Below are 26,573 nucleotides of genomic sequence, written 5' to 3' on the forward strand. Positions count from 1 at the left end.
GCCTTCCAGGCGAGGAGTTGAGGAACCGTCATAGAGTAACCGTCCGTCGGCCTGCGGTAGCGTCGCGGTCATGACGGACGACTCAGCGGAGCCTCAGGCGCACCATGTGCCTCAGCAGCCCCACGGCCCGTCCGCGTCCGAGGCGTCCCCCGCCCCCGAACACCCCCGGCCAGAGCGTCGGGTGCCGCCGATCCCGTCGTACCTGCTGGATCCGCGGCCGCCGATGCTGATCGGCACCCTGGCGTGGACGATCGCGCTACTGGCGCAGATGCTCTTCTTCGACGGTGACATGCGCACGGTCATCCTGTGCGCGGTCGGTGTGGGCGTGGGCGCGGTCGGCACCGCGGTGTACGCACTCCAGCGCCGCGCGGTGATCGCGGGCAGTGCGGGCGCGCAGGAGGGCCTCGACTTCGACCGCGTCGCCGACCAGCCCGCCGCCAACTGACCTCACGCGCCGCTCACCGCCGCTCCGACGACAACGCCATCGCCCATCCCGGCCACTCACCGCTCAGCAGTCGCCCCGGATTCACTCGACATCCAGCTCGACAATCCGCGAATCCTCGAGCAGTACGTCCACCACACGGGCGGGGGCCGAGGCTCAGGAAGCGGATTCGGAGTCCTGGCCGGTCGGCTTCTCGTCAGGCTGCTCGGAGTCGGCGCCGGCAGGCCGATCGGCATCGGCGCCGGCGGACCGGTCGGAATCGGCCTCTGCGCGCGCCTGTGCGGCGGCCTTGAGCTGCTGCGGCAGGACCACCACGTCGACGGCGGCGTCGTCGAACGCGTCCGGGATCGCGGGACTCGTGTCCTTCGGCTTCTCCACCGCGCTGTGGGCGCCGCAGCCGTACTGCAGGTGCACCACCTGGCCGTCGGCCGAGAACTCGTTGGCGCACACCCCGAACATGGTGCTCAGCGAGCCCGCCACCGGCACCAGGAAACCGCAGCTCCCACAGTGGTACTTGGCGCTGCGGGCGATCTCGGCGTCCGGCCCGCGAACGGCCGACCACCGCTCGGCCGCCAGGGCGCGGCCCTCCCGACTCAGGTGCTGCTCACGACCGAGACCGATGGGTCCGGCCAGCTCGTCCAGGGCATCGTCACCGGTGAGCGTGTGTCCGGGTACGAGCCGCTCGTCGTCGTCACCAGGCGGGAGCAGGTCCCCCGCACCGAGGTCGCCGGCACGCACCCGCTGATCCCACGGCACCCACTCGGGCGCGATCAGCGCCTCGTCCCCGGGCAGCAACGCGATCTCGTCGACCGTCAGCTCCCCGCCCGGCACCAACGCCAGCACACACGCCCAGTACCACCCGCGGTACCCGGACAGATCCGCACCGAAACGATGGGTGGTGGTGAACGCGGCCTCGACCTCGGACCCGAGGTGCTCCCCCACGCCGGCGCCGGCGAACTCCTCGACTGCCGCGCGGGCCACCTCCACGCCGGAGGACAGCCGCTCACGCAGCGCCGCGTCGAAGCCCGACTCCGGGTCGGTGCCCGCGGCGGCCGACTGGTCGTCGACGTCCACGACGCCCGCCTCCTGATCCGTGCTTACCTCGGTGTTCACCCCTCCCATTATGCGCATCCGCGGCGGGACGTCACGTTCCGGCCCGTCGTGCGGCATCCTGGGGTCATGCGCAGGTTCCTCGGCCCCGTCGGTCCGCTCATGCTGTCCCTCGCCCTCGTCGGGGGCCTCACGGCGTGCTCGTCTGGTGAGCCCGCTCCCGCCGAGACCGAGGCCTCGCTCGCGTCGTCGAGCGCGCCCGCCGGCGCCGGCAGCAGCGGTGGCGGTGGCGGTGGCGGAGAGGCAGTCTCACCCTGGCCGCCCAATGTCGTGGTGGGCCAGGTCGAGCCGCAGCCGAACCGCGGCACCGTCGAGGTCGTGCGCGAGATGCCCCACGATCCGGGGCTCTTCACCCAGGGCCTGGAGGTGGCGGACGGACAGATCTACGAGTCGACCGGCACCTACGGCGGCTCCCAGGTCCAGCGCCGGCCGCTGGATGGCGGGGACGTCTCCGTGTCCGTGCCGATGGCGGACCGTGAGTTCGGCGAGGGCCTGGCCCTGACCCCCGAGACTCTGTGGACCCTGACCTGGAAGAACCAGGTCGCGCACGACCGCGACCCGCAGACCCTCGAGGTGCGCGAGGAGATGCGGTACGAGGGCGAGGGCTGGGGCCTGTGTTACGACGACGAGCAGCTGATCATGAGCAACGGCTCCGACCAGCTGACGTTCCGCGACCCGGTGACCTTCGAGCCCACCGGGGCCGTGAGCGTGACCGCGGGCGGGGAGCCGGTGCCGTGGATCAACGAGCTCGAGTGCGTGAACGGCTCCGTGCTGGCGAACGTGTTCATGACCAGCGAGATCATCCGCATCGACCCCGCGACGGGCGTGGTCACCGACATCTACGATGCCTCGCACCTGCAGCAGCCCCGGCCGGACCACACCGACGCGGTGTTCAACGGCATCGCCGCACTGCCCGACTCGGAGAACCTGCTGGTGACCGGCAAGATGTGGCCGACGATGTACGAGGTGCGCCTCGGTGCGTGAGGCCGCCACCGGCCCGGACAGCCGCGCCGCGGGCAACTCCCGGCGGGCCGCCGCCTCGACGCGCCGCGCCGCCGGCTCGGTCGGCCGGGGCGCCCGCCGCGTCTTCCACGCCGACGGCGCCGACCGCTCCGGGCTCGCACCACTGAGCTACGTCACGGTCGCGAACTTCGCCTGTGACGCGATCCTCGCGGTGGCGCTGGCCAACACCCTGTTCTTCTCCGCCGCCACCGCCGAGTCGCGCGGCAACGTCGCCCTGTATCTCCTGGTGACGGTCGCGCCGTTCGCGCTCATCGCACCGGTGATCGGGCCCGCCCTGGACCGGCTGCGCAGCGGCCGCCGCCTGACCGTGTCGCTGACGTTCACCCTGCGCGCGGTGCTCGCGGTGATCCTGGCACTGAACTTCGACTCGTGGCTGCTCTATCCGCTGGCGCTCGGGATGCTCGTGCTGTCCAAGACGTTCGGGGTGGTCAAGGCGTCCATCACGCCGCACGTGCTGCCGCCCGCACTGGACCTGGTGCGCACCAACTCGCGGCTGACCGTGCTGGGTCACGTCTGCGGCAGCGTCGTGGCGGGCGCGGCCGCCGCGGCGGTGGCGTGGATCTGGCACTCGCGGGCCGCGCTGTGGCTGCTGGCCGCGGTCGCGCTGGTGGCCGCGTACGTCGCCATGACGATCCCCCCGCGCGCCGAGGCCTCCCACGACGAAGAGTCGGCCACCCTGCGCGTCGAGCGCGGCTCGCTGACGCGCGGGCTCAAGGCGGTGCTCACGCGCCCGCTGGGCCGGGGCGTGCTGGCCACTCTGTGGGCCGAGGCGCTGATGCGGTTCATGACCGGCTTCCTCACCCTGTTCCTGGCGTTCGTGGCCAAGGCGCAGGAGAACGCCTCCGCCATCGAGCAGGCCGGACTGCTGGCCATCGCCGGCGCCGCGGGCGGCCTGGGGACCTTCGCCGGCAACGCCGTGGGCGCGCGTCTGCCGCTGGGCCGACCGGGCCGGATCGCCACCGTCTCCGCGGGTGCCGCACTGTCGACGGCGGTCGTGGCCGCGTTCCTGGGCTCCCTCTGGATGGCGGCGGTGTTCGCCCTCGTCGCGGCGATCGGCAGTGCGCTGGGCAAGGTCGCTCTCGACTCCTCGATCCAGACCGACATCCCCGACGCCGCCCGCTCGTCGGCGTTCGGCCGTTCGGAGACGGCGCTGCAGCTGGCCTGGGTGTTCGGCGGGGCGCTGGGCGTGCTGCTGCCGCCGGACTTCACGATCGGCTTCTCGGTGGTCGCCGTGATGTCCGCGGTGATGTTCACCCAGTCGCTGCTCACCGCGCGCGGCTCGACCCTCGTGCCCGGCCTCGGCGGCAACCGGCCCCGCTTCCCCGGTGAGCCGCGCGTCGCCGACGGTCCCGGCGCGCCCCGCGCACCTCGCGCGCCCCACTCACCTCGCGCGCCCCACTCACCCCGCGAGCCCGGCGTCCCCCACGCCCCAGGGGACCCCACCCCTGGTGACCCCGATGAGTCCGACGACGACGACGTCGGCAGAATAGAGCCGTGACCTCCAGCAGCGATTCCGAATCGACCGGCCTCCGCGTCCGCCCGATCACCTGGGCGATCCTGGCGTGGGTGATCATCATGATCTCCGCGATCGTCGGTGCGTGGAAGGGGTCGGAGGCGCGGTTCGGGGTGCTGCCGCAGATCACCGTGGCCACCGACCGGGGGCAGCAGTCGGCGCTGCCGTTCACCGCCACGGACCTGGACGGTAACTCATACACCAACCCGGTGCCCGAGTTCCTGATCCACGGCGAGCACACGCTGACGGTGCGTCTGCCGACCGAACTGAAGGACTCCACGCTGAACGTCTACGAGGTGCGCGAGGGTGGCACCCGCGACTTCACGGTCGAGGCGAACAGCGCCAGCGAGTTGCTGATCCCGGTGGAGACCGAGGAGGAGGGCCGCATCGAGGGCCTGGCCATCCGCTCGGTCCCGGTGGTCTACGACGCCGCCGGCGAGCCGACCATCCTCAACGGCGAGTGGTCGATGAGCTTCCTCTACGCCGACGCAGCCGGCGCCAGCGCCGGTACCGCGGCCGACTGACCCGGCACGCGAAACGGCGCCGATCATCTCGATCGGCGCCGTCACGGCATCTGTGTTCAGCTATCTGACTGCCATCCGGCCGGAAGCTACGGCTCCAGTTCGCGGGCGACCGCGCGGAGCACGGAGGCGACCCGGCCGGAGACCTTGGCGTCGGGCCGGTGGCCTCGGCGCAGCTCGGGCTGCACGGTCGACTCGAGCACCTTGATCATGTCCTCGACCATGCCGTGGAGTTCGTCGGCCGAGCGGCGGGGGCCGGTGCGCGGGGTTCGCTCCTCGGCGCCGGCGGTGGCGGGCTCGTCGTGGACCACCACGCGCAGTGCCTGCGGGCCGCGGCGGCCGGAGACCATGTCGAACTCGACGCGCTGACGCGGGCGCAGCGTCTCGACCCCGGCGGGCAGCGCGTCGGCGCGCACGTAGACGTCTTCCCCGCCCTCCTGGGACAGGAAGCCGAAGCCCTTCTCCGCGTCGAACCACTTTACCTTGCCGCTGGGCACCGCGATCCCCCTCTAGACACAGGCGCGCACCTGCGCGACCACGACCTCAACTGATGCTCCGACAATACCCCTACCCACATAGCCATCCGCGTTGGTACCCGTCCCGGCGGGGGCGGTACCCTGCCCCCTGTGAGCTCCGACGACCAGCGCCCGACAGATGCCACCGACCCCTGGGCCCCGGCCGGGTCCGAGGCCGCCCCTTCCGTGACCGGGGCGAGCAGCACGGCGCCTCGTCGTCGTGGTCTCTTCATCACCGCAATGGTGATCTTCAGCATCGGCGTGATCTTCACGATCATCGCTGCGGGCACCCCGTTGATCCTCGGCCGGGACGCGCCGACCATCCTCTACCTGGTCGCGATGCTGTTCACACCGACCGGATTCGTCCTGGGACTCCTGTACGCGATTCTGGGTTCACGTCCGCCGAAGGTGTGACAAACGGCACCTTTGTGGTAACGCCCCAGGTAACGTGGGGATAACAACTCACCGATTCGCGCCGTCCCACCAGGTTTTATTTCAGAATGGTGACGATCCCGCATCGAACCGCTACAGTTCTTTCCAGACTCGTCAGCGAGTTGGCATCGGACGCACCCCCGAACTCCGCCCTGCGGCCGATGTGACCAATCCATTAACCGGGCGGAGACGGGGGACCCGACAGGGCCCACGCCGGGCCCGGCGGCCAGACGGTCGCCTTGGGGTGAAGCCGCCAGCGGCGGCCGGACACACTCGTCCGAACCCGACAGCTCACCCCGTAGGCACAGAGTGAAAAGGACTGACGCGTACATGACCTCGAACACCGGACGCCACCGCGCCGCCACCACCTCCTCCGCGCCGAAGACCGCCGTCAAGGCCGTCATCGCGGGCACCGCCCTCTCGGCCGCCGGCCTGGCCTTCGCGCCCGGCGCCAACGCCGCCCCGGATTCCGACTGGGACCGCCTCGCGCAGTGTGAGTCCGGCGGCAACTGGGGCATCAACACCGGCAACGGTTACCACGGCGGCCTGCAGTTCTCGCAGGGCACCTGGGCCGCCTACGGTGGCACCCAGTTCGCGCCGACCGCCAACCAGGCCTCGCGCGAGCAGCAGATCGCGATCGCCGAGAAGACGCTGGCCGGCCAGGGCTGGGGCGCCTGGCCCGCCTGCTCGTCCAAGCTGGGCCTGAACTCCGCGCCGACCCCGCGTGACGTGAACAACCTCACCCCGAACCCGGCTCCGGCCCCGGCCGCTCCCGCGGCCGAGGAGGCCCCCGAGGCCGTCACCGCCGCCGACCATGCCCAGACGCTGCACGACGAGGCCGTGGCCCGCGGTATCGCGCTGCCGGTCCTGCCGACCTACGAAGCCAACCAGGACGCCATCGACAGCGCCTACGCCGCCAACCAGGACGCGGTCGACAACTTCTTCGCGACCTACCTGAACTGATGCTCAACGCCGTGGGTCGGCCACCGACCCACGGCGCGACGGGCCTCGCGTCCTAGTTCGGACGCACACGAAAGGGCCGCCACCCCCTCCAGGGAGTGGCGGCCCTTCGTTGTCCGCTGTGTCGGCGCCGCGTCAGGCCCGGACGGTCTTGTTGACCACGGTCTCCGGGTGGACGTAGTGCAGACGCTCGTGCGGGAGCGGGAAGCGCTCCTCGCCGAACGGCGACAGTCCGCCCGCGACCAGCGCGGCGAGTTCGGTGACCGGGTGCTCGCCGAACGAGGCGTCGGGCCATCCCGGGTTGTCATAGGTCAGTTTCTTCTTGGCAGCCACGCTGCAAGTCTCTCACCTCGGGCGCACTGTGTCAGCAAGTGGGTCGGATACCGTCACGGCCCTCGCCCGGCGCACGCGCGCACACCCGCGCCGACGTCACTAGGCTGGGACGGATCATGTCGACCTCCCGCGCCACGTCCCGCCCGAGCGCCGGCGAACCGGGCTTTCCCGCCTGGCTCGCCGAGCAGTCCGACGACGCCCTCGTGCGCATGTGCACCCTGCGCCCGGACGTGGCCACGCCCGCCCCCGCGTCGCTGGAGGTGTTGGCCTCGCGGCTGCGGTTGCCTGCGTCCACCGCGCGGGCGATGGGCACGCTGTCGTGGCCGGAGCTACTGGTGCTGGCCACGGCCGCCGCGTTGGGTGCCGATTCCGGGGCCGTCCCCCTGTCGGCGGTCGCGGAACGTCTCGGGGTCGGCAGCAACAAGTCAAAGAAAAACCGCAAGGACGACGACACCGCCCCATTCCCCACCGCCGTCGCCCGTCTCCGGGACCTCGCCCTGATCTGGGGAGAGGAGGACGGTGCCCGGCTGGTTCCGGTCACCGCGTCGGCAATCGCTGCCGCACCTGTGGTGGCGCCGCACCCGGGCGAACCCGCCGGGACCTCGCTCGAGGAGGCGTGGGCGGGATTGTCCGTTCCGGCGTCGGGTGTGCTCGAGGCGATCGCCCGCGGCCGTTCCCCGGTCGGTGCGCTGGGATCCGGCGCGTCCGAGTCCGTCCGGGCCGCGGCCGCCGAGCTCGCCGCCGCAGGCCTCGCCGAGATCACCACCGGCGGGGACGCAGGCGCCAGCGGACCCAGCGGCCGGGGCCCGGCCGGCGACCGGGCCGGGTCGGGCCCCGGCGAGGTGGTCATCCCGCGCGCCCACGCCCTGGACCGGGCGCGCCACGGCGCGCGTCCCGCCACCGCTTCCGCAGCGACTGCTTCCGGCACCGCTTCCGCCTCCGCGTCCGCGACGATCGGCGCCACCAGCGGCCCGTCACTGCTGGACCTGCCCGCGTGGGCCGACCCGGTGGACGGCCGCACCGGCAAGGCCGCCAAGAACGCCGATGCCTCGGGCGGCGTGGCCGCGCTCGACCTGCTGCACCACTGCGATTCCGTCCTCGCCGCCCTGTCGACGATCCCGTTGACCACGCTCAAGGCCGGCGGCGTGGGTGTGCGCGAGCTGCGCCGCGTCGCCCGGGCCGCGCAGCTGGAGGAGTCCGAGCTCCCGTTGCTGCTGGAGATCCTGGCGGCGGCCGGACTCATCGCCGTGGGCGACACCGAGGTCGGGGACATCGCCTACGACTCCGTGTGGGCTCCCACCGAGGCCGCCGACATCTGGTCCGCCCGGGAGCCCGCCCGGCGCTGGGCCGAACTGGTCCTGGCGTGGTGGTCCATGCCGCGCGCACCGTGGCGGGTGGGCGCCGAACTCGAAGGCGGCGGCACCGTCCCGGCACTCGGCGATCCCGTCGGCCCGCCTCCCGCCGCCGAACGTGCGCGTGTCCTGGGCGCCCTCGCGCGCCTCGACCCGGCCGCCGAACCCGGGGACACACTGCTGCCCGAGGTGGTGCGCTGGTTCTCGCCGGTGTGGTTCTCCCGGGCCGGCGGGTCGCCGGTCACCGAGACGGTGTCCGAAGCACGGCGGCTGGGCCTCGTCGTCGTCACCACCGCCACCAGCGCCGCCCGCATGCTGGTGGACGGCTCCCCCGCCGCGACCACCGCCGGCGCGCCCGGCGCGGCACCGACCGTCGAGGAACTCGAGCCGGTCCTCGCGGCGGCGCTGCCCGACCCGGTCTCCGAGGTGATCGTGCAGGCCGACCTGACGATCCTCGCGCCAGGGCCCCTCGTTCCCGAGCTCGCGGCCGAGTTCGCGCTGCTCGCGGACGTCGAGTCAGCCGGCGCCGCCACCACCTACCGCGTCACCGAGTCCTCGCTGCGGCGCGCCCTCGACGCCGGGCGCACCGCCTCCGGGGTCCGCGACCTCCTCACCCGCACCTCCGTCACGCCGGTGCCGCAGTCGCTGGACTACCTCGTCGAGGACGTCGCGCGCCGGCACGGGCGACTGCGGGTGGGGACGGCGTTGTCGTTCGTACGCTGCGACGACCCGTCGCTCGTCGCCCAGGTGCTCGGCTCGCCCGCCGCCGAGAAATGCGCCCTGCGGATGGTGGCCCCGACCGTGCTCATCTCGCAGGCTCGGCCGCTCGACCTGGTCGAGGCGCTGCGGGAGGACGGGTACGCGCCGGTCGTCGAGGACACCTCCGGGGCGGTCGTGGCGTTGAGCCGGCCCGTCGCGCGAGTCCACGCCTCCAGCCCCGGGCGCGCACCCCGCATCCCCGCGCGCGCTCCCGGGCCCGCCGACCTGCGTGCCGCCGTGGCCGCGATGCGCTCGGCCGACCGGGTCCGCGCCGCCCGCACCGGTGCGGGCGGCCCCGGCGGCGCGGGCGGTTACACCGGCGAGGCCGCGATCGCCCGCCTGCACGAGGCCGCCTCCACCGGAACCGCGGTGACCGTCTCGGTGGTCGACGCGCAGGGCCGGTCCACCGCGCGGCTGATCGTGCCGGCGTCAGTGGGCGGAGGGCGCGTCGAGGGCATTGAGCCCGACACCGCCGAGGCCGTCACCCTGCCGCTGCACCGGGTCATCTCCGTGGCGGACGTCGACCCGACGCGCTGAGCCGGCCAGGGCGCGCCTGCGGCGGTGGCCGATGCCTGCGCCTTCGCCCGATGCCCCGCCGCGGTCTGCGCCCCCTGCCCTGCCGCTGTCTGCGCCCGCTGCCCTGCCGCCGTCTGCGCCCGCTGCCCTGCCGCCGTCTGCGTACACTGCCCTGCCGCTGTCTGCGACCGCGCCCACCGCCGGAAGCCGATCCGTATCGCGGAACCGCCCTTCTACACCTCGCCGCCTATCAGATTTTCGCGCCACCCATCAGGATGCGCGCCACCCATCGGATCTGATGGGTGGCGCGTGTTGCAATAGGCGGCGCGGAAATCTGATAGGTGGCGCGTGCCGTGTTGCGCAGCCCCCGTTGCGGTGGCGGGTCAACGAACTGCGGGCGGCACGCGGCAGGCGACAGGCGGCAGGCGGCAGGCGGCAGGCGGCAGGCGGCTGGCGGCGGAGTTTGGACGACACCAGTCGCGAGAAACGAGTGAAATCCCTGCGTGTGGTCGTCCAAACCGGGGCGGGGGAACTCGTGCGGGAGGCCGATTCGGTCGGCCCCGACGCGGTCCCGCGATTTCCAGGACACTGGATAGGTCGGGCCCACGCGGACCCGGCGAGAGTTATCGAGGAGGCCCGAAGTGAGTGGTGGACCGCTGATCGTCCAGTCCGACAAGACCGTGCTGCTGGAGATCGACCACGATCAGGCCGCCGACGCCCGCCAGGCGCTGGCGCCGTTCGCCGAACTCGAGCGCGCCCCCGAGCACGTGCACACCTATCGGATCACCCCGCTGGCGCTGTGGAACGCACGCGCCGCCGGACACGACGCCGAGCAGGTCGTCGACGTGCTGATCACCTACTCGCGTTTCCCCGTGCCGCAGCCGCTGCTCGTGGACATCGCCGAGACCATGGACCGGTACGGCCGGCTGCAGCTGGTCAAGAGCCCCGTCCACGGCCTGACCCTGGTCTCGCTCGATCCGGCGGTGCTGGCCGAGGTCAAGCGGCACAAGAAGATCGCCCCCATGCTCGGAGCGGACATCGACGCCGACACCGTGGTCGTGCATCCCTCCGAGCGCGGCCGCCTCAAGCAGGAACTGCTCAAGGTGGGCTGGCCCGCCGACGACCTCGCCGGGTACGTCGACGGCGAGGCGCATGAGATCGCGCTGTCGACCGAGGAAGAGCAGTGGGAACTGCGCGACTACCAGCAGATGGCCGCCGACTCGTTCTGGGCCGGCGGCTCGGGCGTGGTCGTGCTGCCCTGTGGCGCCGGAAAGACCATGGTCGGGGCCGCCGCGATGGCCAAGGCCAAGGCCACCACTCTGATCCTGGTGACCAACACGGTCGCGGGCCGACAGTGGAAGCGTGAGCTGCTCGCCCGAACCTCGCTCACCGAGGACGAGATCGGCGAGTACTCGGGCGAGCGCAAGGAGATCCGCCCCGTCACGATCGCCACCTATCAGGTGATCACCCGCAAGACGAAGGGCGTACACCGGGCGCTCGAGCTCTTCGACTCCCGCGACTGGGGACTGATGATCTATGACGAGGTGCACCTGCTCCCCGCACCGGTGTTCAGAATGACCGCGGATCTGCAGTCTCGTCGTCGTCTCGGTCTCACGGCGACCCTCGTCCGCGAGGACGGGCGCGAGGGCGATGTGTTCTCCCTCATCGGCCCCAAGCGCTACGACGCCCCGTGGAAGGACATCGAGGCGCAGGGCTGGATCGCGCCCGCGGACTGCGTCGAGGTGCGCGTGACCCTGACCGAGAACGAACGGATGCTATACGCGACCGCCGAGGCCGAGGACAAGTACAAGCTGTGCTCGACCGCGCGCACCAAGATTCCCGTGGTCAAGAAGATCCTCGCCAATCACGCCGGTGCGCCGACGCTCGTCATCGGCGCCTACCTGGACCAACTCGAGGAGCTCGGCGAGGAGCTCGACGCGCCCGTCATCCAGGGCTCGACGTCCAACAAGGAGCGCGAGAAGCTGTTCGCGGCATTCCGCGCCGGCGAGATCACCACGCTGGTGGTGTCCAAGGTGGCCAACTTCTCGATCGACCTGCCGGAAGCCAGCGTGGCCGTGCAGGTGTCGGGGACGTTCGGCTCGCGGCAGGAGGAGGCGCAGCGGCTCGGCCGGTTGCTGAGGCCCAAGTCCGACGGCGGGCAGGCGCACTTCTACTCGGTGGTCTCTCGCGACACCCTAGACGCCGAGTACGCCGCCCATCGGCAGCGCTTCCTCGCCGAGCAGGGCTACGCCTACCGGATCGTCGACGCGGACGACATCCTCGGCCCGCCCATCCCCGAGGTCGGCTGAGCCGCTCGACCGAGGCGCCCACCGGGGAACCCTGGCCTCGCCCACCGGGGCACCCCGCCCGATCCCCCGACGATCCCGGGCCTGGGATACTGGCGGGCATGGCCGCCGACGGTAAAGCCCGCAAGAACACCTCCAGCAAGAATGCCCGCCCCGCGAAGGCGAGCAAGAAGCGCGGCGCCCCGCGCAACCCGCACGAGACGTACCGGCTCGCCCGGATCCCCGTCGATGACGCCTGGGCGCGCAAGCACAACCAGAACCTCGGTGAGGTGCGGCGGCTGCAGTGGTCGGCCGCCATCCTGGGCCTGATCGTCATGGCGGCCGGCGCCGGAGTCCTCATCTATTCCGAAATGGCGGCGTGGGGCTGGATCGTGGGCGGGGTTGCGATCGCGTTCGCGATCGGTTGCCTGGCGATGATCATCTACATCCCCCGCCGCATGGGCTCGGTACAGTCCACCTACGACACCTCCGAGCTGATCCCCGCAGTGATCGCCGAGGTCCGGCCGCGTGGCGTGACCCTGCTGGCGCTGGCCGACCAGGCGGTCGAGCGCTCGGCCGGCAAGATCCCGGTCCTGGTGGCCAGGCCGTGCGCACCGATCGAGGGCATCCCGTCGAAGGTCGGCGAGCGCGTGGCCTGCGTCGCCGTGGTGGGTAACCGCAGTGCCCGCGGGCGCGACAACCTCTACCAGTTCGTCTCTCCCATGCCGGTCGCGTGGGCGACCCCGGACAAGGCCGTCTGGCGCGACGCCGCCAAGCAGATCCCCGAGGGTGAGTGGGAGACGCTGCGTCAGAACGTCGACAAGGTCGGGGACGTCTCTGCCGAGGTCACGCGGATGCTCCCGCTCGACTGAACGTCACACCTACGCCGACGTGGCCCCCCGCGTGCGCCACCCGTCCCTACCTCACCCCGGCCCCGCGGCGGTGTGAACGGAACGTCACGGACCCGTGATCGGGCGCCACATCGGCGCAACACGGTCTTCCTAGCCTGATCCGCACAGGCCCGGAGGAGGACCCACACATGAGCGAGCACATTGTCGTCGTCGGACACGGGATGGTCTCCCACCGCTTCGTCTCCACCCTCGGCACGCGGTACGCCCACGCGGACGTCGCCATCACCGTGATCGGCGACGAGGCCGACCCCGCCTACGACCGGGTGGGGCTGTCGGCCTACATCGGCAGTTGGGATCGTCCCTCGCTCCACATGGAGGACGCCCTCCACAGCGCCGACCCGCGCGTGACGGTCCGCTCCGGCCGGCTCGTCACCGCGATCGACCGCGCCGCCCGGACCGTCGAGCTCGACTCGGGCGAGTGCCTGCCCTACGACACCCTGGTCCTGGCAACCGGGTCGCGCGCGTTCGTGCCGCCCGTCCCCGGTCATGACCTGCCCGGATGCCACGTCTACCGCACGCTCGACGACCTCGACGCCCTCCGCGCCGACGCCGAACGCGCTCGGCCCGGCGCCCACGGCGTGGTGATCGGTGGTGGGCTGCTGGGACTCGAGGCGGCCAACGCGCTCAGCCAACTCGGCCTGACGCCGCACGTGGTGGAGCGCAACGATCGCCTCATGTCGGTGCAGGTCGACGCGCGTGGCGGCGCGCTGCTGGGCGACCTCATCCACGACCGCGGCATCACCGTGCACCCGGGCGTGACCGACACGGTGATCGAGCAGGATGACCGCAACGACGACGACAACGATCTCCACACCCGCAGTGATGCCGCCACCCGCGCCGACGCACTGCACGTCCACCTGACCACTGAGGGCCGGACGGAGACCGTCGACGCCGCTGTGGTGGTGTTCTCGGTCGGGATCCGGCCCCGCGACGAACTAGCCCGCGATGCCGGCCTGACCCTCGCGGAGCGGGGCGGCATCCTCACCGACAGCGCGTGCCGCACCTCGGACCCGCGGGTGTGGGCGATCGGCGAGTGCGCGGCGATCGAGGGCACCTGCTACGGCCTGGTCGGCCCCGGCTACGCTTCCGCCGAGGTCGCGGCCGCCCGCATCGTCCGCGAGGTTGAAGGTCACTCCGCCGGCAGCCGGCCCGACGCGCCCGGCACCGACGACGGCACCGATGACGGACCCGAGTTCACGGGCGCCGACCTCGCGACCAAGCTCAAGCTGATGGGCGTGGACGTGGCCAGTTTCGGCGACGCCCACGCGCGCACGCCGGGCAGCCTCGAGGTGAAGGTCGACGATCCCGTTGCCCGCACCTACTCCAAACTCGTTCTGGGCCCCGACACCCGGACGCTGCTCGGCGGGGTGTTCGTGGGAGACGCGGGCCCGTATCAGCTGCTCAAGCCGTTGCTGGGGCGGGCGTTGCCGTCGTCGTCGCCCCTTTCTCTTCTCACCCCTGGCTCCTCGGGCGCGGACGGGGTGGGCGTGGACTCGTTGCCCGACGACGCCCAGATCTGCTCGTGCAACGCGGTCACCAAGGGCGACCTGCGCGAGGCGATCTGCGGCGGGGCCTGCGACGTCGCCGAGCTCAAGTCGTGCACCCGCGCCGGGACCTCGTGCGGTTCATGCCTGCCCCTGATGCGGCAGGTGCTCGAGGCGGAGGGCGTGGAACAGTCGACCGCGCTGTGCGAGCACTTCGACCAGTCCCGCTCGGAGCTGTTCGAGATCGTCACCGTGACCGGCATCCGGACGTTCGCCGGCCTGATCGAACGGTTCGGCCGCGGCGCCGGCTGCGACGTCTGCAAGCCCACCGTCGCGTCGATCCTCGCCTCGACCAGTTCGGACCACGTCCTCGACGGCGAGCAGGCCTCGCTGCAGGACACCAATGACCATTTCCTGGCCAACATCCAGAAGAACGGCACCTACTCCGTGGTACCGCGGATGCCCGGCGGCGAGGTGACGGCCGACCAGCTCATCGTGATCGGAGAGATCGCCCGCGACCACGACCTGTACGTCAAGGTCACAGGCGGCCAGCGCATCGACCTGTTCGGCGCGCGCGTCGACGAGCTGCCCGCGATCTGGCGGCGGCTCGTGGACGCCGGCATGGAGTCCGGGCACGCGTACGGAAAGTCGCTGCGCACGGTCAAGAGCTGCGTGGGCACCTCGTGGTGCCGGTACGGGCAGCAGGACTCGGTGGGCATGGCGGTGCTGCTCGAGACGCGATATCGCGGGCTGCGCGCGCCGCACAAGATCAAGATGGGCGTGTCCGGCTGTGCCCGCGAGTGCGCCGAGGCCCGCGGAAAGGACGTCGGGGTGATCGCCACCGAGACCGGCTGGAACCTCTACATCGGTGGGAACGGCGGCGCGACGCCCCGCCACGCGGTCCTGTTGGCCGGCAATCTCACCGACGACCAGCTGATCCGATACATCGACCGGACCGTGATGTTCTACGTCCGCACGGCCGAGCGGCTGCAGCGCATCGCGCCGTGGCTCGAGGCGCTCGAGGGCGGGATCGATCACCTGCGCGACGTGGTGTGCGACGACTCCCTGGGCCTGGCCGCCGAACTCGAGGGACGGATGGAGGCACACGTCGCCGGGTACAGGGACGAATGGTCGGCCGTGCTGGACGACCCCGACAAGCTGCGCAGGTTCGTCTCGTTCGTCAACGCGCCCGGCGCGCCCGACCCGACTGTGCAGTTCGAACAGCGCGGCGGCCGCAAGGTGCCGGTACTGCTCGGCTCCCCCGCCATGCCGGCGCCCGCCTGACCTGACCTGCGGCTCCCGCCCGAGACGACCCGGGCCGCGGCCGCCCCGCCGCCCGCCTCGTGGCCGCCCGCTGCTGACTTTCGATCCCCCGACTATTAAAGGAGACTCCCGATGACCACTTCCCTACGCCGCATCACCGCCGCGTCCGCCGACCCCGCCGACCGCGCCGACCGCGCCGACCGCGCCGACCGCGACGCCATCGAGATCCCTGTCTGCCCGGTGGGCCAGCTCATCAGCGGGCGCGGTGTCGCCGCGCTGCTGCCCGACGGTCGCCAGGTGGCGGTGTATCTGGTCGACGACGAGATCCACGCCCTCTGCAACATCGACCCGGTCGCGCGCGCCGCCGTGATGAGCCGCGGCCTGGTCGGCGACCGCGCCGGTGTTCCCGCGGTGATCTCGCCCATCGGCAAGCAGGCCTACGCCCTGGCGGACGGTCGCGGACTCGACGACCCCTCGCGCGGCATCTCGGTCTTCCCCGCCCGGGTGGCGAGCGACGGCACGGTGGTCATCGCGACCGAGGCCGCCGTACGGCATTCCATCGCGGCCTGAGCCGCTTCCCCTGGGCGGCGGCGCCCTGAACGCCGCCGCCCACCACGGCCGAGAGGCAGCGCATCCAGCTCCGGATACGCTGCCTCTGCGCCGTGAGCCCGGGGTGCGAGCGCCGACCCTCCACCTTGACGACATCACTGCGATTCTCGCCGACACCACGGCGAAAAAACCGGCCCCTCCTCGCAGTGGTGCCACCAAACCTCGGGGGGCACCCGCCACCGGGCGGCCGATCAGATGTTCAGGCGATAGCCTCGCTTGACCACCGTGGACACCATGTCCGCGACGCCGAGCGCCCGGCGCAATCGGCCCATCGAGGTCTCCACCGCGTGCGGATCCGTTCCGTCGCCGGGCAGCGCCTCCAGCAGCTCCGCGCGGCTCACGCACGCCCCCGGCCGGCGGGCCAACGCCCGCATCAGCGCCAACTGCGCCGGGGACATCTCGACCGGGCGGCCGTCCACCAGCACAGCGGCCGCGCAGACCGACAGTTCGTGGCCGGCGACAATGATCGGCGCCGTCAGCTCGGCGACCACCTCGGTCGTGTGACGCATGAGCGAGCCGAGCCTCATCCGGTCCGGCGCGGTGAAGTCCACCCCGAGCTCGATCAGCGGGGCCGCGGTCACCGGGCCGACGCACAGCGCCGCGACCGGCCCGTTGAGCGCGTCCAGCAGATCGTCGTGAATACCCATCGCCCCGGCCCGCTCGAGCACGGCGATGACCGCCGGCGCCGCGGTGAACGTCACGCCGTCGACGCCCGCCCGCGCGATCGTGCGCACGAGATCGTCCAGCGCGTCGAGATCCTCCGGCAGCTCCCAGCGGTAAACAGGCACCTCGATCACCTCTGCGCCCGCCGTCCGCAGCCCGTCGAGCAGGACGGACATGGGGTTCCATCCCGAGCCGGCGCCCTGCACCTGGACGCAGACCGTCTGGCCGGAAACACCACGTTCGAGCAGCATCTCCAGCAGTTCGGGGCTGGCCTCGCTGGCGGCGGAGGCGTGTTCGCGCAGGCCCGCGGCCCGGATCGCGCCGGTGGTCTTGGGTCCGCGTGAGTACAGCGGGATCCGGCCCATCAGCTCGAGCAGGTCGTCCGCCAGGCCCCACTCCTCGCAGACCTGCATCCACCAGCGCACCCCCGCCGCCGTCGTCAGGACCATGATGTCGGCGGGGGCGGCCAAGGTGCGCTCGGTCGCCTCGCGGACCAGTTGGTCCTCGGCGACCGGGATCATCCGCATCGCGGGCGCGTGCAGCACGGTCGCGCCGCGACGCTCGAGGAGGGTGCGCTGCTCCGACGACCGCCGCGCGGCGGTGACAGCGATGGTGCGCCCCAGCAGCGGCTGCTCGCCAACCGGGTCGGCTGCGGGTCGGCGGGGCTCGGAAGCGTTGTCATCTGCGTCGGTCACGCCCCCATCATGGCCCACCTGTATTTCCGCCGTGTTTCACCCGACTCGCCGGCCTGTTGCGCGAGTTCAGCCGCCATGTTGCGCGAGTTCAGCCGGCCTCGCGCAGCCACCCACAGATCCCCTCGACCGCCGACGAGCATCCGCCGCAGCCGGTCCCCGCGCGCGTTCGCTCGGCCAGCCCGGCCCGGTCCCGCACGCCGTCCCGCCACGCCGCCACGAGGTCTCCCTTGCTCACCCCGTTGCAGCGGCACACCACGGCCCCGGCGGGCATGGTCGCCGGGGACGCGGCCGAGACCGCCTCGGCCCGACCGAGAACCACCGACACCACGTCGTCGGGCACCGGTAGCGCGCTCTCGTACAGCTGGGTCAGCACGCCGACCGGCTCGGGATGCCCCACCAGCACCGCGCCCACGATGCGTCCGCCGGCCACATCGACGCGAGCGTAGCGGCCGCGGGCGGGTTCGCTGATAGTGGTGACCGCCGTGTCGGCGGCGACCGGGTCGGGGGCCAGCTCGCCGAGGGCCACCACGTCGATCCCGTCGGCTTTGAGCCTGGTCACGGACGCTGCGCCCAGGTATCGCGCCGACGGATCGGAGCCGGTCAACCGCGCGGCCAGCACGACCGCCTGGTCCCACGCCGGCGCCACCAGCCCGCTCACGACTCCCCGGTGCTCTGCGCAGTCGCCGATCGCGCTGATCGCGGGGTCGCTCGTCGCCAGCTCGTCGTCGACCACCACGCCGTCGCCCACCTCGAGCCCGGCCGCCAGCGCGAGCTCGGCACGAGACGCCGACCCGGTGGCCAGGACCACTGTGCTGCAGCGGACCTCGCCGTCGTCGAGCACGAGCGACGCCCCCTCCCACCTGCTGGCGCGCGCCCCGGTCACCACGCGCACGCCCAGCGCGCCCAGGGCGCGGACGAGGACCGCGCCGGCGCCGGCGTCGAGGCACCCGTTCATGGGCCACGCGCGGGGATGGACGACGACGACGTCGTGGCCCGCCGCGGCCAGCGCGCAGGCCACTTCCAGACCGATGAAACCCCCTCCGACCACGGCGACCGGGCCGGGGTGCGCGGCCAGATGGGCGATCAGCTCGCGGCAGTGGGCGGCGTCCCGGAGGACGAACGCTCCCGCGGCCAGCCGACCGTCGGGCCCGCGGATGCCGTCGATGGGCGGGATCCGGGGCGCGGCGCCGGTGGCCAGGACGAGGTGGTCGTAGTCCACGCGTTCGCCGCCGGCGAGCTCGACCTGACGCGCCACCCGATCGATCGCCACAACGGACGTAGAAGTACGCATTCCGATGTGCGAGCGGGCCCACCAGCCGGCGGGCTTGAGCTGGGCCAGGTGGGCGCGGTCGGCGATCACGGCCTGGGTGAGCATGATCCGGTTGTACGGCTCCTCCGGTTCGGCGCCGAGCACAGTCACCGCCAGCCAGCGCGGGTCCGGCTGCCCCGCACGCAGTTCCTCGGCGAGGCGCGCGGCGGCCATCCCGGCGCCCACCACCACGACCCGAGTGGGCGGCGACTGCGGCGTCGGCAACGACTTCGGCGCCATCGTCGGTACCTGCGTCGGCGCCGGCTTCGGCACCTGCGGCTGCGGCTTCGTCGGCGCGCTCATGCCGCCTCCAACCGGACCGCGCACACCTTGAACTCGGGCATCCGGCTCCGCGGGTCCAGCTCGGGCAGGGTGAGCCGATTGGCCCGCCCGTCGCCGCCGAAGTGGAAGGGCAGGAACACGGTGTCGGTGCGCATGTCCTCGTCGCAGCGCACGACGGCCCGGACGCTCCCCCGGCGGGACACCACCTGCGCGGGATCGCCGTCGTCCAGGCCCGCCGCCCGCGCGACCACCGGGTGGACCTGCACCCACATCCGCGGTTCGGCGGCGACGAGTTCGGTCACGCGCCGGGTCTGGGCGCCGGACTGGTAGTGCGCCAGTAGCCGGCCGGTGGTCCCCAGCAGCGGGAACTCGGTATCCGGCGGCTCGGCGGGTGGCCGCACGCCGTCCAGCGCGAAGCGGGCACGGCCGTCGGGGGTGGCGAACCGGTCGAGAAACAACCGCGGGGTGCCGCCGGGCGAGTCGGCGCCGCAGGGCCAGTGAAGGACCTCGCCGGCATCGAGCCGGTCCCAGTCGATCGCCGAGTAGTCGGCCGGACCGCCGGCGGAGGCGCGGGCGAGCTCGTCGAACACCTCCCGCGGGTCGACCGGGAACCGCTCCGGCCCGCGGCCCAGCCGCCGGGCGAGCTCGTGCCAGATCCACAGCTCGTCACGCGCCCCGGCCGGCGGGGTGACGGTGCGGCGCCGGCGCAGCACGCGCCCCTCGAGATTGGTCAGTGTGCCCTCCTCCTCGGCCCACTGCGTCACCGGCAGCACCACGTCAGCGAGCGCCGCGGTCTCCGAGAGCACGAAATCGGCCACCACCAAGGTGTCGAGCGCCCGCAGCCGGGCCACGACCCGGTCCGCGTCGGGCGCCGAGACCACCGGGTTGGAGGCGTGCAGCAGCATCGCCGAGGGCCCTCCGGGCGTACCGAGCGAGTCGAGCAGTTCGAATGCGGACAACCCCGGCCCCGGGATCTCCGCTGAGTCCACGCCCCACACGTCGGCGACGTGCGCGCGGGCAGCCGGGTCCGTGATCGACCGGTATCCGGGCAGCTGGTCGGCCTTCTGCCCGTGCTCGCGGCCGCCCTGCCCGTTGCCCTGCCCGGTGAGCGTGCCATATCCGTTGCCGGGCCGTCCCGGTAGTCCGAGCGCCAGCGCCAGCGCGATCGCCGCGCTCACCACGGAGCTGCCGTCCGCGTGCTGTTCCGCACCGCGCGCGGTGAGGACGTATGAACCGCCGTGCGCGTCGCAGCGCTGATCACTGCAGGCCGGGTCGCCGTGGTCCCGTTTCCCCTCGGCGAGCAGCGCGACGGTCCGCTCGAGCTGTGCCACGGACACGCCGGTCACCCGTTCGGTGCGCTCCGGAAGCCACGCGGCAGCGTGGCCCCACGCCTCGTCGAAGCCGCTGGTGCGTGCCGCGATGTAGGAGGGGTCGAGGTGTCCGCCGACGACGACGAGGTGCAGCAACCCCAGGAGCAGCGACGCGTCGGTGCCCGGTCGCAGACGAAGGTGCACCCCGCCGCCGTCGAGGGCCCGCCGGGCGGTCGCGGTGAGCCGCGGGTCGGCCACCACCAGGCCACCGGCGGCGGCCGCGCCGTCGAGGTGCTGGAGGAACGGCGGCATGGTGTCGGCGGGGTTCGCGCCGATCAGCAGCACGGCCCGCGCGTGGGAAAGGTCGGTCACCGGGAAAGGCAGTCCCCGGTCCAGGCCGAAGCTCAGGTTGGCGGCGGCAGCAGCACTCGACATGCACCAGCGGCCGTTGTAGTCGATCAGCCGGCTGCCCAGCGCCAGTCGCGTGAACTTGCCGAGCTGGTAGGCCTTTTCGTTGGTCAGCCCGCCGCCGCCGAAGACGGCCACTCCGTCCGGGCCGCCGGTCGCCTGCGCACGGCGGATGCCGTCCGCGACCCGCTCGAGCGCGGTGTCCCAGTCGCAGGGTTCGAGCTCACCGCCCACGCGCACGAGCGGGGTGGTGATCCGGTCGGGGTGGTCGAGCAACTCGGCCGCCGTCCACCCCTTGCGGCAGAGCCCACGGCGGTTGGTGGGGAACCACGCCGGGCTCACCTGGGCGGGCGCGTGCCCGGCGCGCGGGTTGACCGTCATCGCGCACTGCAGCGCGCAGTACAGGCAGTGGGTGTGCTCGGTGGGAGTGGTCGGCAGCTCCGCGATTCGCGTCATCGAATCGCCGCCGGTTCGTCACCGGTGAGCGGGGACCCGGTCGACGGCGTCGTCGTCGTCATCGTTATCGGCACCTCGCCCACCCCGGGCCGGCGCAGGTACACGGCCCGGGTGACCAGCGCGGCGATCACGTAGAACGCCGCGAACACCCCGAACGCCGTCGTGGCCGACCCCGACGCCTGATAGGACGCGCGCAGCGTCATGTTGATGCCGAATCCGCCGAGCGCACCCACCGCCCCGGCGACCCCGATCAACGCGCCGGCGTGCGCTCGCGACCACGCGGCTCGCTCGGACTCGACCAGTCCGAGGCCGCGGCTGCGCGCCTCGAACACCGCCGGGATCATCGTGTACACCGAGGCGTTTCCCACCCCGGTCAGTGCGAACAGCGTCAGGAACGCAGCGAAGAAAAGGACCAGCGCGCCACCCGACAGGGTGCCGTCGCCGCCCGCCTGCAGCGTCGACGTGTACACCAGCGCCAGGGTGGTCACGGCCATCGCGCAGAACGTCCAGAACGTCACGCGCGACCCGCCGAGCCGGTCCGACAGCCGGCCGCCGCCCATTCGGGTGAGCGAGCCGAGCAGCGGGCCAAGGAAGGTGAGCTGGGCGGCGTGGAGGGCGGCCTGGCCCGGGGTCTGACCGTTACCGATGAACGTCATGGTGAGCATCTGGCCGAAGGCGAAGCTGAAGCCGATGAACGAGCCGAAGGTGCCGATGTAGAGGAGTGAGAGCACCCAGCCGTCCCGGTCGCGCGCGACGTCCTTCATGGACTGCACGTCGACCGGCTGGTGCGGCAGGTTGTCCATCCGCAGCGCCGCGCCGATACCCGCGACCGCCAACAGCAGCAGGTACAGGCCGATCACCCAGTGCGGCGACCGGTTACCCGCCAGCGCGATCACGATCAGCCCCACCACCTGGATCGTCGCCACGCCCAGGTTGCCGCCGCCGGCGTTGAGGCCCAGCGCCCAGCCCTTCTGGCCCTGGGGGAAGAAGGCGTTGATGTTGGTCATCGAGGAGGCGAAGTTGGCGCCGCCCAGGCCAGCGATCGCGCCGGCCGCCAGGTACGCCCACAGCGGCTGGCCCGGGTTGGCCATGATCCACAGCATCGCCGTGGCCGGGATGAGCAGCACGAACGCCGAGAACATGGTCCAGTTGCGGCCGCCGAACACCGCCGTGGCCAGCGTGTACGGGATTCGCAACACCGCGCCGGTGAGGGTGACCACCGCGGAGACGAGGAACTTGTCCGCGGCGCCGAGGCCGTAGACGTCCTCGGGCATGAACAGCACCAGCACGGCGAACAGCGTCCACACGGAGAAGCCGACGTGCTCGGCGAACACCGACCAACGCAGGTTGCGCATGGCGATGCGCCGCCCGCCCGCCTCCCATTGGCCGGTGTTTTCCGGATCCCAGTTCTCGATGACGTGTGAACGCGTCATGTCGCAACCCCTCCCGCTCGTCGTCGGCGCCTGTCCCGGCGCGCTGTGTCCGCTGACAGTAGGGAGCCGCTGTTTCCCCGGCGATACGGGCGATGACGGCGCCGTCACGGTGTGCTCACCTGGACGCGTTCGGGCCGTGAGGGGGCCGCCGTCGTGGTGGACTGGGGACATGTCTCCACGGTTCACACTCCGCGCCCTCGGCACCGCTGCCGCCGCCTTCGCCCTCGCGGTGGGCCTCGCCCCCGCCGCCTCCGGGCAGCCGGCCGATCTGATGGGCCCACCCTTCCCGCCGCCCGCACCGATCCCCGCCGATGCGCAGTATGTGGGCACCCAGGCCACCGTCGGCCTCGACGATCCGGGGTTCTGGCAGCTCGGCTCCACTCCGATGCGGGTGGTGTCGCACGACCCCGCCGACTCACCGGCGTGGTGTGACGGGTACTGGGCCGTCCCCGGCACCCGCTGCTGGCAGGTCAGCCCAGTCGGCCAGGCGGTGGAACTGCGACGGTTCTTCCTGTTCAGCGACGCCTGGAACGGGTCGTCGGACCCGTGGGGGCGAGCCGCCTACCGGGCCGGGTACCAGATCGCGATCGACAACGGCTGGGACTACACCTCCGGCGGGATCTTCATCCCCACCGGGTCCGGGACCACCTACTCCACGATGATGCCGCTGGGCAGCCCGTACAACGACGCGGACGTGTGGGTGGCACCGGGCGTGATTCCCGGAAGCTGACGGACCGCGAACCGGCAACTAGCCTGGAGGTCCTGCCCGCCCCGGTCGAAAGGACCCCACATGCCATTTCCCCTGGATGTCCCCGAGTCCGTGCTGCGCAACCGGCGGAGTCAGAAGTGGCAGGCCTATCCGGAGGACGTGTTGCCGCTGTTCGTGGCGGAGACCGACGTGCTTCTCGCGCCCGCCATTCAGGAGCGTCTGACCGCCGCGGTCGCCGACGGGGACACCGGGTACTTCACCGAGATCGAACGGTTCGCCGGGGTCTGCGCGCGCTTCTACTCGCGGTTCGGTTACGAGGTGCCCGAGGAGACCGTGGTGCCGGTCAACGACGTGGGCGTGGGGGTGCGCGAGACGCTGGCGCGGACCCTGCCGGTGGGCGCCGGCGTCGTGTACACGCCGCCGGTGTACATGCCGTTCGGGCCGTGGATCCGGCGGGTGGGGATGTCGCCGGTGGCGGTGCCGCTGATCGACCACGACGACGACAACCCCCGCCTCGATCTCCCCGGCATCGAGCGGGCCCTGGCCGATGGCGCACGTGCCGTGCTGCTGAGCCACCCGCACAATCCCACCGGCGTGCTGCACTCCGATGCCGAGTTGGCCGAGCTCGCAGACCTGGCCGCGCGGTACGACGCCGTGGTGGTCTCGGATGAGATCTGGGCACCGCTGGCCATGCCCGGGGTCGATTTCCGCTCGTTCCTCGCAGTGTCCGAGACCGCCCGCGAGGTGGGGCTGGCCATCTCGTCGGCGTCCAAAGCGTTCAACCTGGCGGGGCTCAAGTGCGCGTTCGTGATCAACGGGAATCCGGGCAAGTTCGCGGTCCCGCGCTCGGCACTGTCGGGCGCGGTCGGGCATTTCGGCGCGCTGGCCGGCGAGGCGGCACTGGTGGATTCCCTCGACTGGTTGGACGAGATGCGGGCGGCGCTCGCCTCGAACTTGGACCTCATGGAGCGGCTGCTGGCCGAGCGCCTGCCCCGCGCCCGGTGGCGTCGGCCCGACGCCGGATTCGTGGCGTGGATCGACCTGCGCGCGTACCCGGGCCTCGGCGACGACCCGGCCGCTCTTTTCCTGGACGAGGCCCGCGTGGCGCTGAGCCCCGGGCCCGCGTTCGGCGCCCAGGGCAAGGGCTTCGTTCGCATCAATTTCGCGTGCTCCGAGGAGATCCTCACGGAAGCCTTCGTGAGGATGGGGCGCGTCGCCGCCGCCCACTGACCCGCCACCACCACCCAGACACCGCGCCCGCTCGCACGGAGATTGTTCAACAGGATTCGCGAGAGTTTCAACCTTCTCGCAACTCCCTGTTGAGTAACTTCTGCGGAGCTTTCTCGACAGCGGCCGGTTCCTCTTCCGGTCCGTTCCTGCGCGGGTTTCATGCCGACCACCTGCCAAAACGCCGACCGAATCGATCTCTCGGCCCGCGTGGATGCGCCCCGCCCAGACCGCCATGTGTTGCAAATCACACATCGCTAGTTAAGGTTAGGCTCTCCTTCTATGGATAAGGTTAGGCTCGCCTCAGTTGAGGTTGCCGATCCGGGCGCATCGGATGCCCGGTACGACCAACACGAAGGATCCATCCATGCTCCGCTCCGCCTCTCGCTCCGGCGCCGTCGCACTGACTTCGGCCGCCCTCATGGGCCTGTCCGCTCTCGCCATCCCCGCCGTCGCCGTCGCTGACGATGCCACCTGTGCCCCCGAGGACGTGACCTACTCCGTCGATGGCGGCGCCATAAAGTGGGGCGTCAAGCAGTCGTTCCGCAGCTACCTCGCTGGCCCGATTGCCCACGGCGGCTGGGAGCTGGACGGGACCACCTTCGAAGGCAGCGAGCGCGGCGCTGACGGACAGTTCGTGTGGCCGATCGCCGACGGAGCCGGCACCATCGGCGAGGACGGCTCCGCCTCGGCCTCCGGGACCGGAAGCGTCCGGATGCACGGGCATGAAAACGTTCTGGACACGACCCTGTCCAACCCCACTGTTGCGATCAACGGCACAGCCGGCGAGATCAAGGTGGACTACCGTGCCAAGAAGCCCGAGGGATTCACCCCCACGGCGCCCTTCGAGTGGGTCGAGGGCACCCAGAGCACCGGCGCTACTTTCTCGCTCGATGCAGCCCAGGACTTCACGCGGGCCGGCGAGGTCACAGTGACGACTACCAACGCCCTACTCTCGGCAGAGCTCAACGATGCGATGGGCGACTTCTACGGCGCGGGCGCGGAGGTCGACAATGTCACCCTCGTCCTCAACGTGACCGAGTCCTGCACCACCGAGCCGGGCGGCGACGATAACGGCGGTGGCGATAACGACGGTGACGGCGATGACAACAACGGCGGCGGAATCTTCGGCTCGCTCGGCACCATCTTCGGATCACTTGGATTCTGACGCCTGACGAATGACGTAACGCGCTTTTCCGCGCGAATTAGAACGGCCTCCGAATGAGGAGTGGACTCGAAAGAGGATTCACCCCATTCGGAGGCCGATCCATATTGTCTTAACACCCGTCGATCGACGATTCCGACCGGCAATTTCGCTATGGATTCATGGCCGCCGATGAAGTACTCTCATTAGGCAAACCTCACCAGCATGGAGAATCAATGGAGACCACAATTCCCGCCCCCCTGTCCGCCGCGCTTCACGATTCCACGATGGACGCACATGAGCGCGCCGAGACAGCCACCTTCATCACGCGATTGATGGGCGGGGAAGGCTCGCCGGTCGGCCTGGTGGCCCTCCTTCGGCAGTCGCTGCCCGTTTATGAGGCACTGGAGAACGCGTGCCGAGACGTCGGCCCAGATCCAAGAATCACACCGATTCTCGATTCTCGGCTCGACCGCACGGCGGCGCTGCGAGCTGACCTTGAGTTCCATCGGGTCGAGGGCCGCACATTCGAGGCAATCGTGCCCGCCGTCGAGGACTACGTGACCGAACTGAGTGCATGCGCCGGCAACGCGGCCGCGCTGATAGGGCATCACTACGTCCGCTACCTCGGCGACCTGTCGGGCGGGCAGATCATCAAGACCATGGTCCGCCGCCACTACGGGCTCGAGGACGGACTGAGCTTCTATGAGTTCGACATCGATAAGCCCAAGGTCTACAAGGACAACTACCGCAGCGCGCTCAACTCGCTCCCGTTGAGCGACGAGGACCGACAGGAGGCGCTCGACGCCGCCACCCGCGCCTTCGACCTCAATCACCGGATCTTCCTCGACCTGGAGGCCGCCGGCGTCAAGTGACGCTTCGCGAGGCAACGCCCCGGGTCCGGTGAGC

Annotated in this window: 22 protein-coding genes and 1 riboswitch; of the genes, 15 read left to right on the plus strand and 7 right to left on the minus strand. The window is 71.6% G+C overall.

Annotated features, from left to right (window positions below; all coding sequences use genetic code 11):
* The first annotated feature begins 70 nt into the window (after positions 1–70).
* A complete protein-coding gene (locus ACWIFB_RS14015) occupies positions 71–445 on the plus strand; it encodes a DUF2530 domain-containing protein (protein ID WP_452099108.1) in 375 nt (124 codons plus the stop codon).
* A gap of 153 nt (positions 446–598) precedes the next feature.
* Here the strand turns inward: ACWIFB_RS14015 and ACWIFB_RS14020 are convergent, their stop codons facing one another.
* Entirely contained in the window at positions 599–1,564 is a 966-nt protein-coding gene (locus tag ACWIFB_RS14020; protein ID WP_454058574.1) for a DUF3027 domain-containing protein, read from the minus strand.
* Between the two features lie 57 nt (positions 1,565–1,621).
* On the opposite strand from ACWIFB_RS14020, the gene ACWIFB_RS14025 reads away from it, so the two are divergent.
* From ACWIFB_RS14025 to ACWIFB_RS14035, 3 genes are read left to right on the plus strand one after another with little or no spacing between them, the layout of a single operon-like run.
* Entirely contained in the window at positions 1,622–2,536 is a 915-nt protein-coding gene (locus ACWIFB_RS14025; protein WP_454058575.1) for a glutaminyl-peptide cyclotransferase, read from the plus strand.
* Positions 2,529–4,073 carry an MFS transporter gene (locus ACWIFB_RS14030; RefSeq protein WP_454058576.1) on the plus strand — a complete coding sequence of 515 codons (1,545 nt, stop codon included), beginning with the start codon at positions 2,529–2,531 and terminating at the stop codon, positions 4,071–4,073. The genes ACWIFB_RS14025 and ACWIFB_RS14030 overlap by 8 nt, the downstream gene beginning before the upstream one ends.
* Complete coding sequence (locus ACWIFB_RS14035) at positions 4,070–4,612, plus strand: DUF2771 family protein (RefSeq protein WP_452099104.1); 543 nt, start codon at positions 4,070–4,072, stop codon at positions 4,610–4,612. Before ACWIFB_RS14030 ends, ACWIFB_RS14035 begins: the two co-directional genes overlap by 4 nt.
* Positions 4,613–4,698: 86 nt before the next feature.
* Here the strand turns inward: ACWIFB_RS14035 and ACWIFB_RS14040 are convergent, their stop codons facing one another.
* Positions 4,699–5,106, minus strand: a complete 408-nt coding sequence (locus tag ACWIFB_RS14040; RefSeq protein WP_452099103.1) for a cold-shock protein — start codon at positions 5,104–5,106, stop codon at positions 4,699–4,701.
* A gap of 129 nt (positions 5,107–5,235) precedes the next feature.
* Between ACWIFB_RS14040 and ACWIFB_RS14045 the strand changes: the two genes are divergently transcribed.
* Together ACWIFB_RS14045 and ACWIFB_RS14050 are read left to right on the plus strand one after the other, a co-directional pair.
* A complete protein-coding gene (locus ACWIFB_RS14045) occupies positions 5,236–5,538 on the plus strand; it encodes a hypothetical protein (protein WP_230930119.1) in 303 nt (100 codons plus the stop codon).
* A 180-nt stretch (positions 5,539–5,718) separates the two neighbouring features.
* A riboswitch (cyclic di-AMP (ydaO/yuaA leader) is annotated at positions 5,719–5,873 on the plus strand.
* A 13-nt stretch (positions 5,874–5,886) separates the two neighbouring features.
* Complete coding sequence (locus ACWIFB_RS14050; RefSeq protein ID WP_230930118.1) at positions 5,887–6,519, plus strand: transglycosylase family protein; 633 nt, start codon at positions 5,887–5,889, stop codon at positions 6,517–6,519.
* Between the two features lie 132 nt (positions 6,520–6,651).
* On the opposite strand, the gene ACWIFB_RS14055 is transcribed toward ACWIFB_RS14050, so the two are convergent.
* On the minus strand, positions 6,652–6,849 hold the full coding sequence (locus ACWIFB_RS14055; RefSeq protein ID WP_230930117.1) for a hypothetical protein: 198 nt from the start codon (positions 6,847–6,849) through the stop codon (positions 6,652–6,654).
* A gap of 116 nt (positions 6,850–6,965) precedes the next feature.
* Between ACWIFB_RS14055 and ACWIFB_RS14060 the strand changes: the two genes are divergently transcribed.
* The 5 genes from ACWIFB_RS14060 to ACWIFB_RS14080 all read left to right on the plus strand — a co-directional run bounded on the left by ACWIFB_RS14060 (position 6,966) and on the right by ACWIFB_RS14080 (position 15,989).
* The gene (locus tag ACWIFB_RS14060; RefSeq protein WP_454058577.1) at positions 6,966–9,497 is read left to right on the plus strand and encodes a helicase-associated domain-containing protein; all 2,532 of its coding nucleotides are present in this window, start codon (positions 6,966–6,968) and stop codon (positions 9,495–9,497) included.
* Positions 9,498–10,117: 620 nt separating this feature from the next.
* The gene (locus tag ACWIFB_RS14065) at positions 10,118–11,785 is read left to right on the plus strand and encodes a DNA repair helicase XPB (RefSeq protein WP_454058578.1); all 1,668 of its coding nucleotides are present in this window, start codon (positions 10,118–10,120) and stop codon (positions 11,783–11,785) included.
* A gap of 98 nt (positions 11,786–11,883) precedes the next feature.
* Positions 11,884–12,633, plus strand: a complete 750-nt coding sequence (locus ACWIFB_RS14070) for a DUF3239 domain-containing protein (RefSeq protein WP_452099099.1) — start codon at positions 11,884–11,886, stop codon at positions 12,631–12,633.
* Positions 12,634–12,800: 167 nt separating this feature from the next.
* Positions 12,801–15,440: a nitrite reductase large subunit NirB gene (gene nirB / locus ACWIFB_RS14075; protein ID WP_454058579.1), complete on the plus strand. Its 2,640-nt coding sequence runs from the start codon at positions 12,801–12,803 to the stop codon at positions 15,438–15,440.
* 111 nt (positions 15,441–15,551) lie between these two features.
* Positions 15,552–15,989, plus strand: coding sequence for a nitrite reductase (NAD(P)H) small subunit (locus ACWIFB_RS14080; protein ID WP_454058580.1), 438 nt, complete (start codon positions 15,552–15,554; stop codon positions 15,987–15,989).
* 230 nt (positions 15,990–16,219) lie between these two features.
* Here the strand turns inward: ACWIFB_RS14080 and ACWIFB_RS14085 are convergent, their stop codons facing one another.
* The 4 genes from ACWIFB_RS14085 to ACWIFB_RS14100 all read right to left on the minus strand — a co-directional run bounded on the left by ACWIFB_RS14085 (position 16,220) and on the right by ACWIFB_RS14100 (position 22,584).
* On the minus strand, positions 16,220–17,386 hold the full coding sequence (locus ACWIFB_RS14085; protein WP_454058581.1) for a uroporphyrinogen-III synthase: 1,167 nt from the start codon (positions 17,384–17,386) through the stop codon (positions 16,220–16,222).
* A gap of 88 nt (positions 17,387–17,474) precedes the next feature.
* Positions 17,475–18,998, minus strand: coding sequence for an FAD-dependent oxidoreductase (locus tag ACWIFB_RS14090; RefSeq protein WP_454058582.1), 1,524 nt, complete (start codon positions 18,996–18,998; stop codon positions 17,475–17,477).
* Positions 18,995–21,151 carry a molybdopterin oxidoreductase family protein gene (locus tag ACWIFB_RS14095; protein ID WP_454058583.1) on the minus strand — a complete coding sequence of 719 codons (2,157 nt, stop codon included), beginning with the start codon at positions 21,149–21,151 and terminating at the stop codon, positions 18,995–18,997. Before ACWIFB_RS14095 ends, ACWIFB_RS14090 begins: the two co-directional genes overlap by 4 nt.
* Positions 21,148–22,584 carry an MFS transporter gene (locus tag ACWIFB_RS14100; protein ID WP_454058584.1) on the minus strand — a complete coding sequence of 479 codons (1,437 nt, stop codon included), beginning with the start codon at positions 22,582–22,584 and terminating at the stop codon, positions 21,148–21,150. Before ACWIFB_RS14100 ends, ACWIFB_RS14095 begins: the two co-directional genes overlap by 4 nt.
* A 169-nt stretch (positions 22,585–22,753) precedes the next feature.
* Here ACWIFB_RS14100 and ACWIFB_RS14105 point away from each other — a divergent pair, with 169 nt between their 5' ends.
* The 4 genes from ACWIFB_RS14105 (at position 22,754) to ACWIFB_RS14120 (ending at position 26,539) form a co-directional block, all read left to right on the plus strand.
* On the plus strand, positions 22,754–23,314 hold the full coding sequence (locus tag ACWIFB_RS14105; protein WP_454058585.1) for a hypothetical protein: 561 nt from the start codon (positions 22,754–22,756) through the stop codon (positions 23,312–23,314).
* Positions 23,315–23,374: 60 nt separating this feature from the next.
* Complete coding sequence (locus ACWIFB_RS14110) at positions 23,375–24,523, plus strand: MalY/PatB family protein (protein ID WP_454058586.1); 1,149 nt, start codon at positions 23,375–23,377, stop codon at positions 24,521–24,523.
* Between the two features lie 364 nt (positions 24,524–24,887).
* The gene (locus ACWIFB_RS14115) at positions 24,888–25,688 is read left to right on the plus strand and encodes an HtaA domain-containing protein (protein ID WP_452099089.1); all 801 of its coding nucleotides are present in this window, start codon (positions 24,888–24,890) and stop codon (positions 25,686–25,688) included.
* Between the two features lie 158 nt (positions 25,689–25,846).
* Entirely contained in the window at positions 25,847–26,539 is a 693-nt protein-coding gene (locus ACWIFB_RS14120) for a biliverdin-producing heme oxygenase (protein ID WP_454058587.1), read from the plus strand.
* Positions 26,540–26,573: the final 34 nt, after the last annotated feature.

It is taken from the genome of Dietzia sp. NPDC055340 (assembly GCF_053645335.1).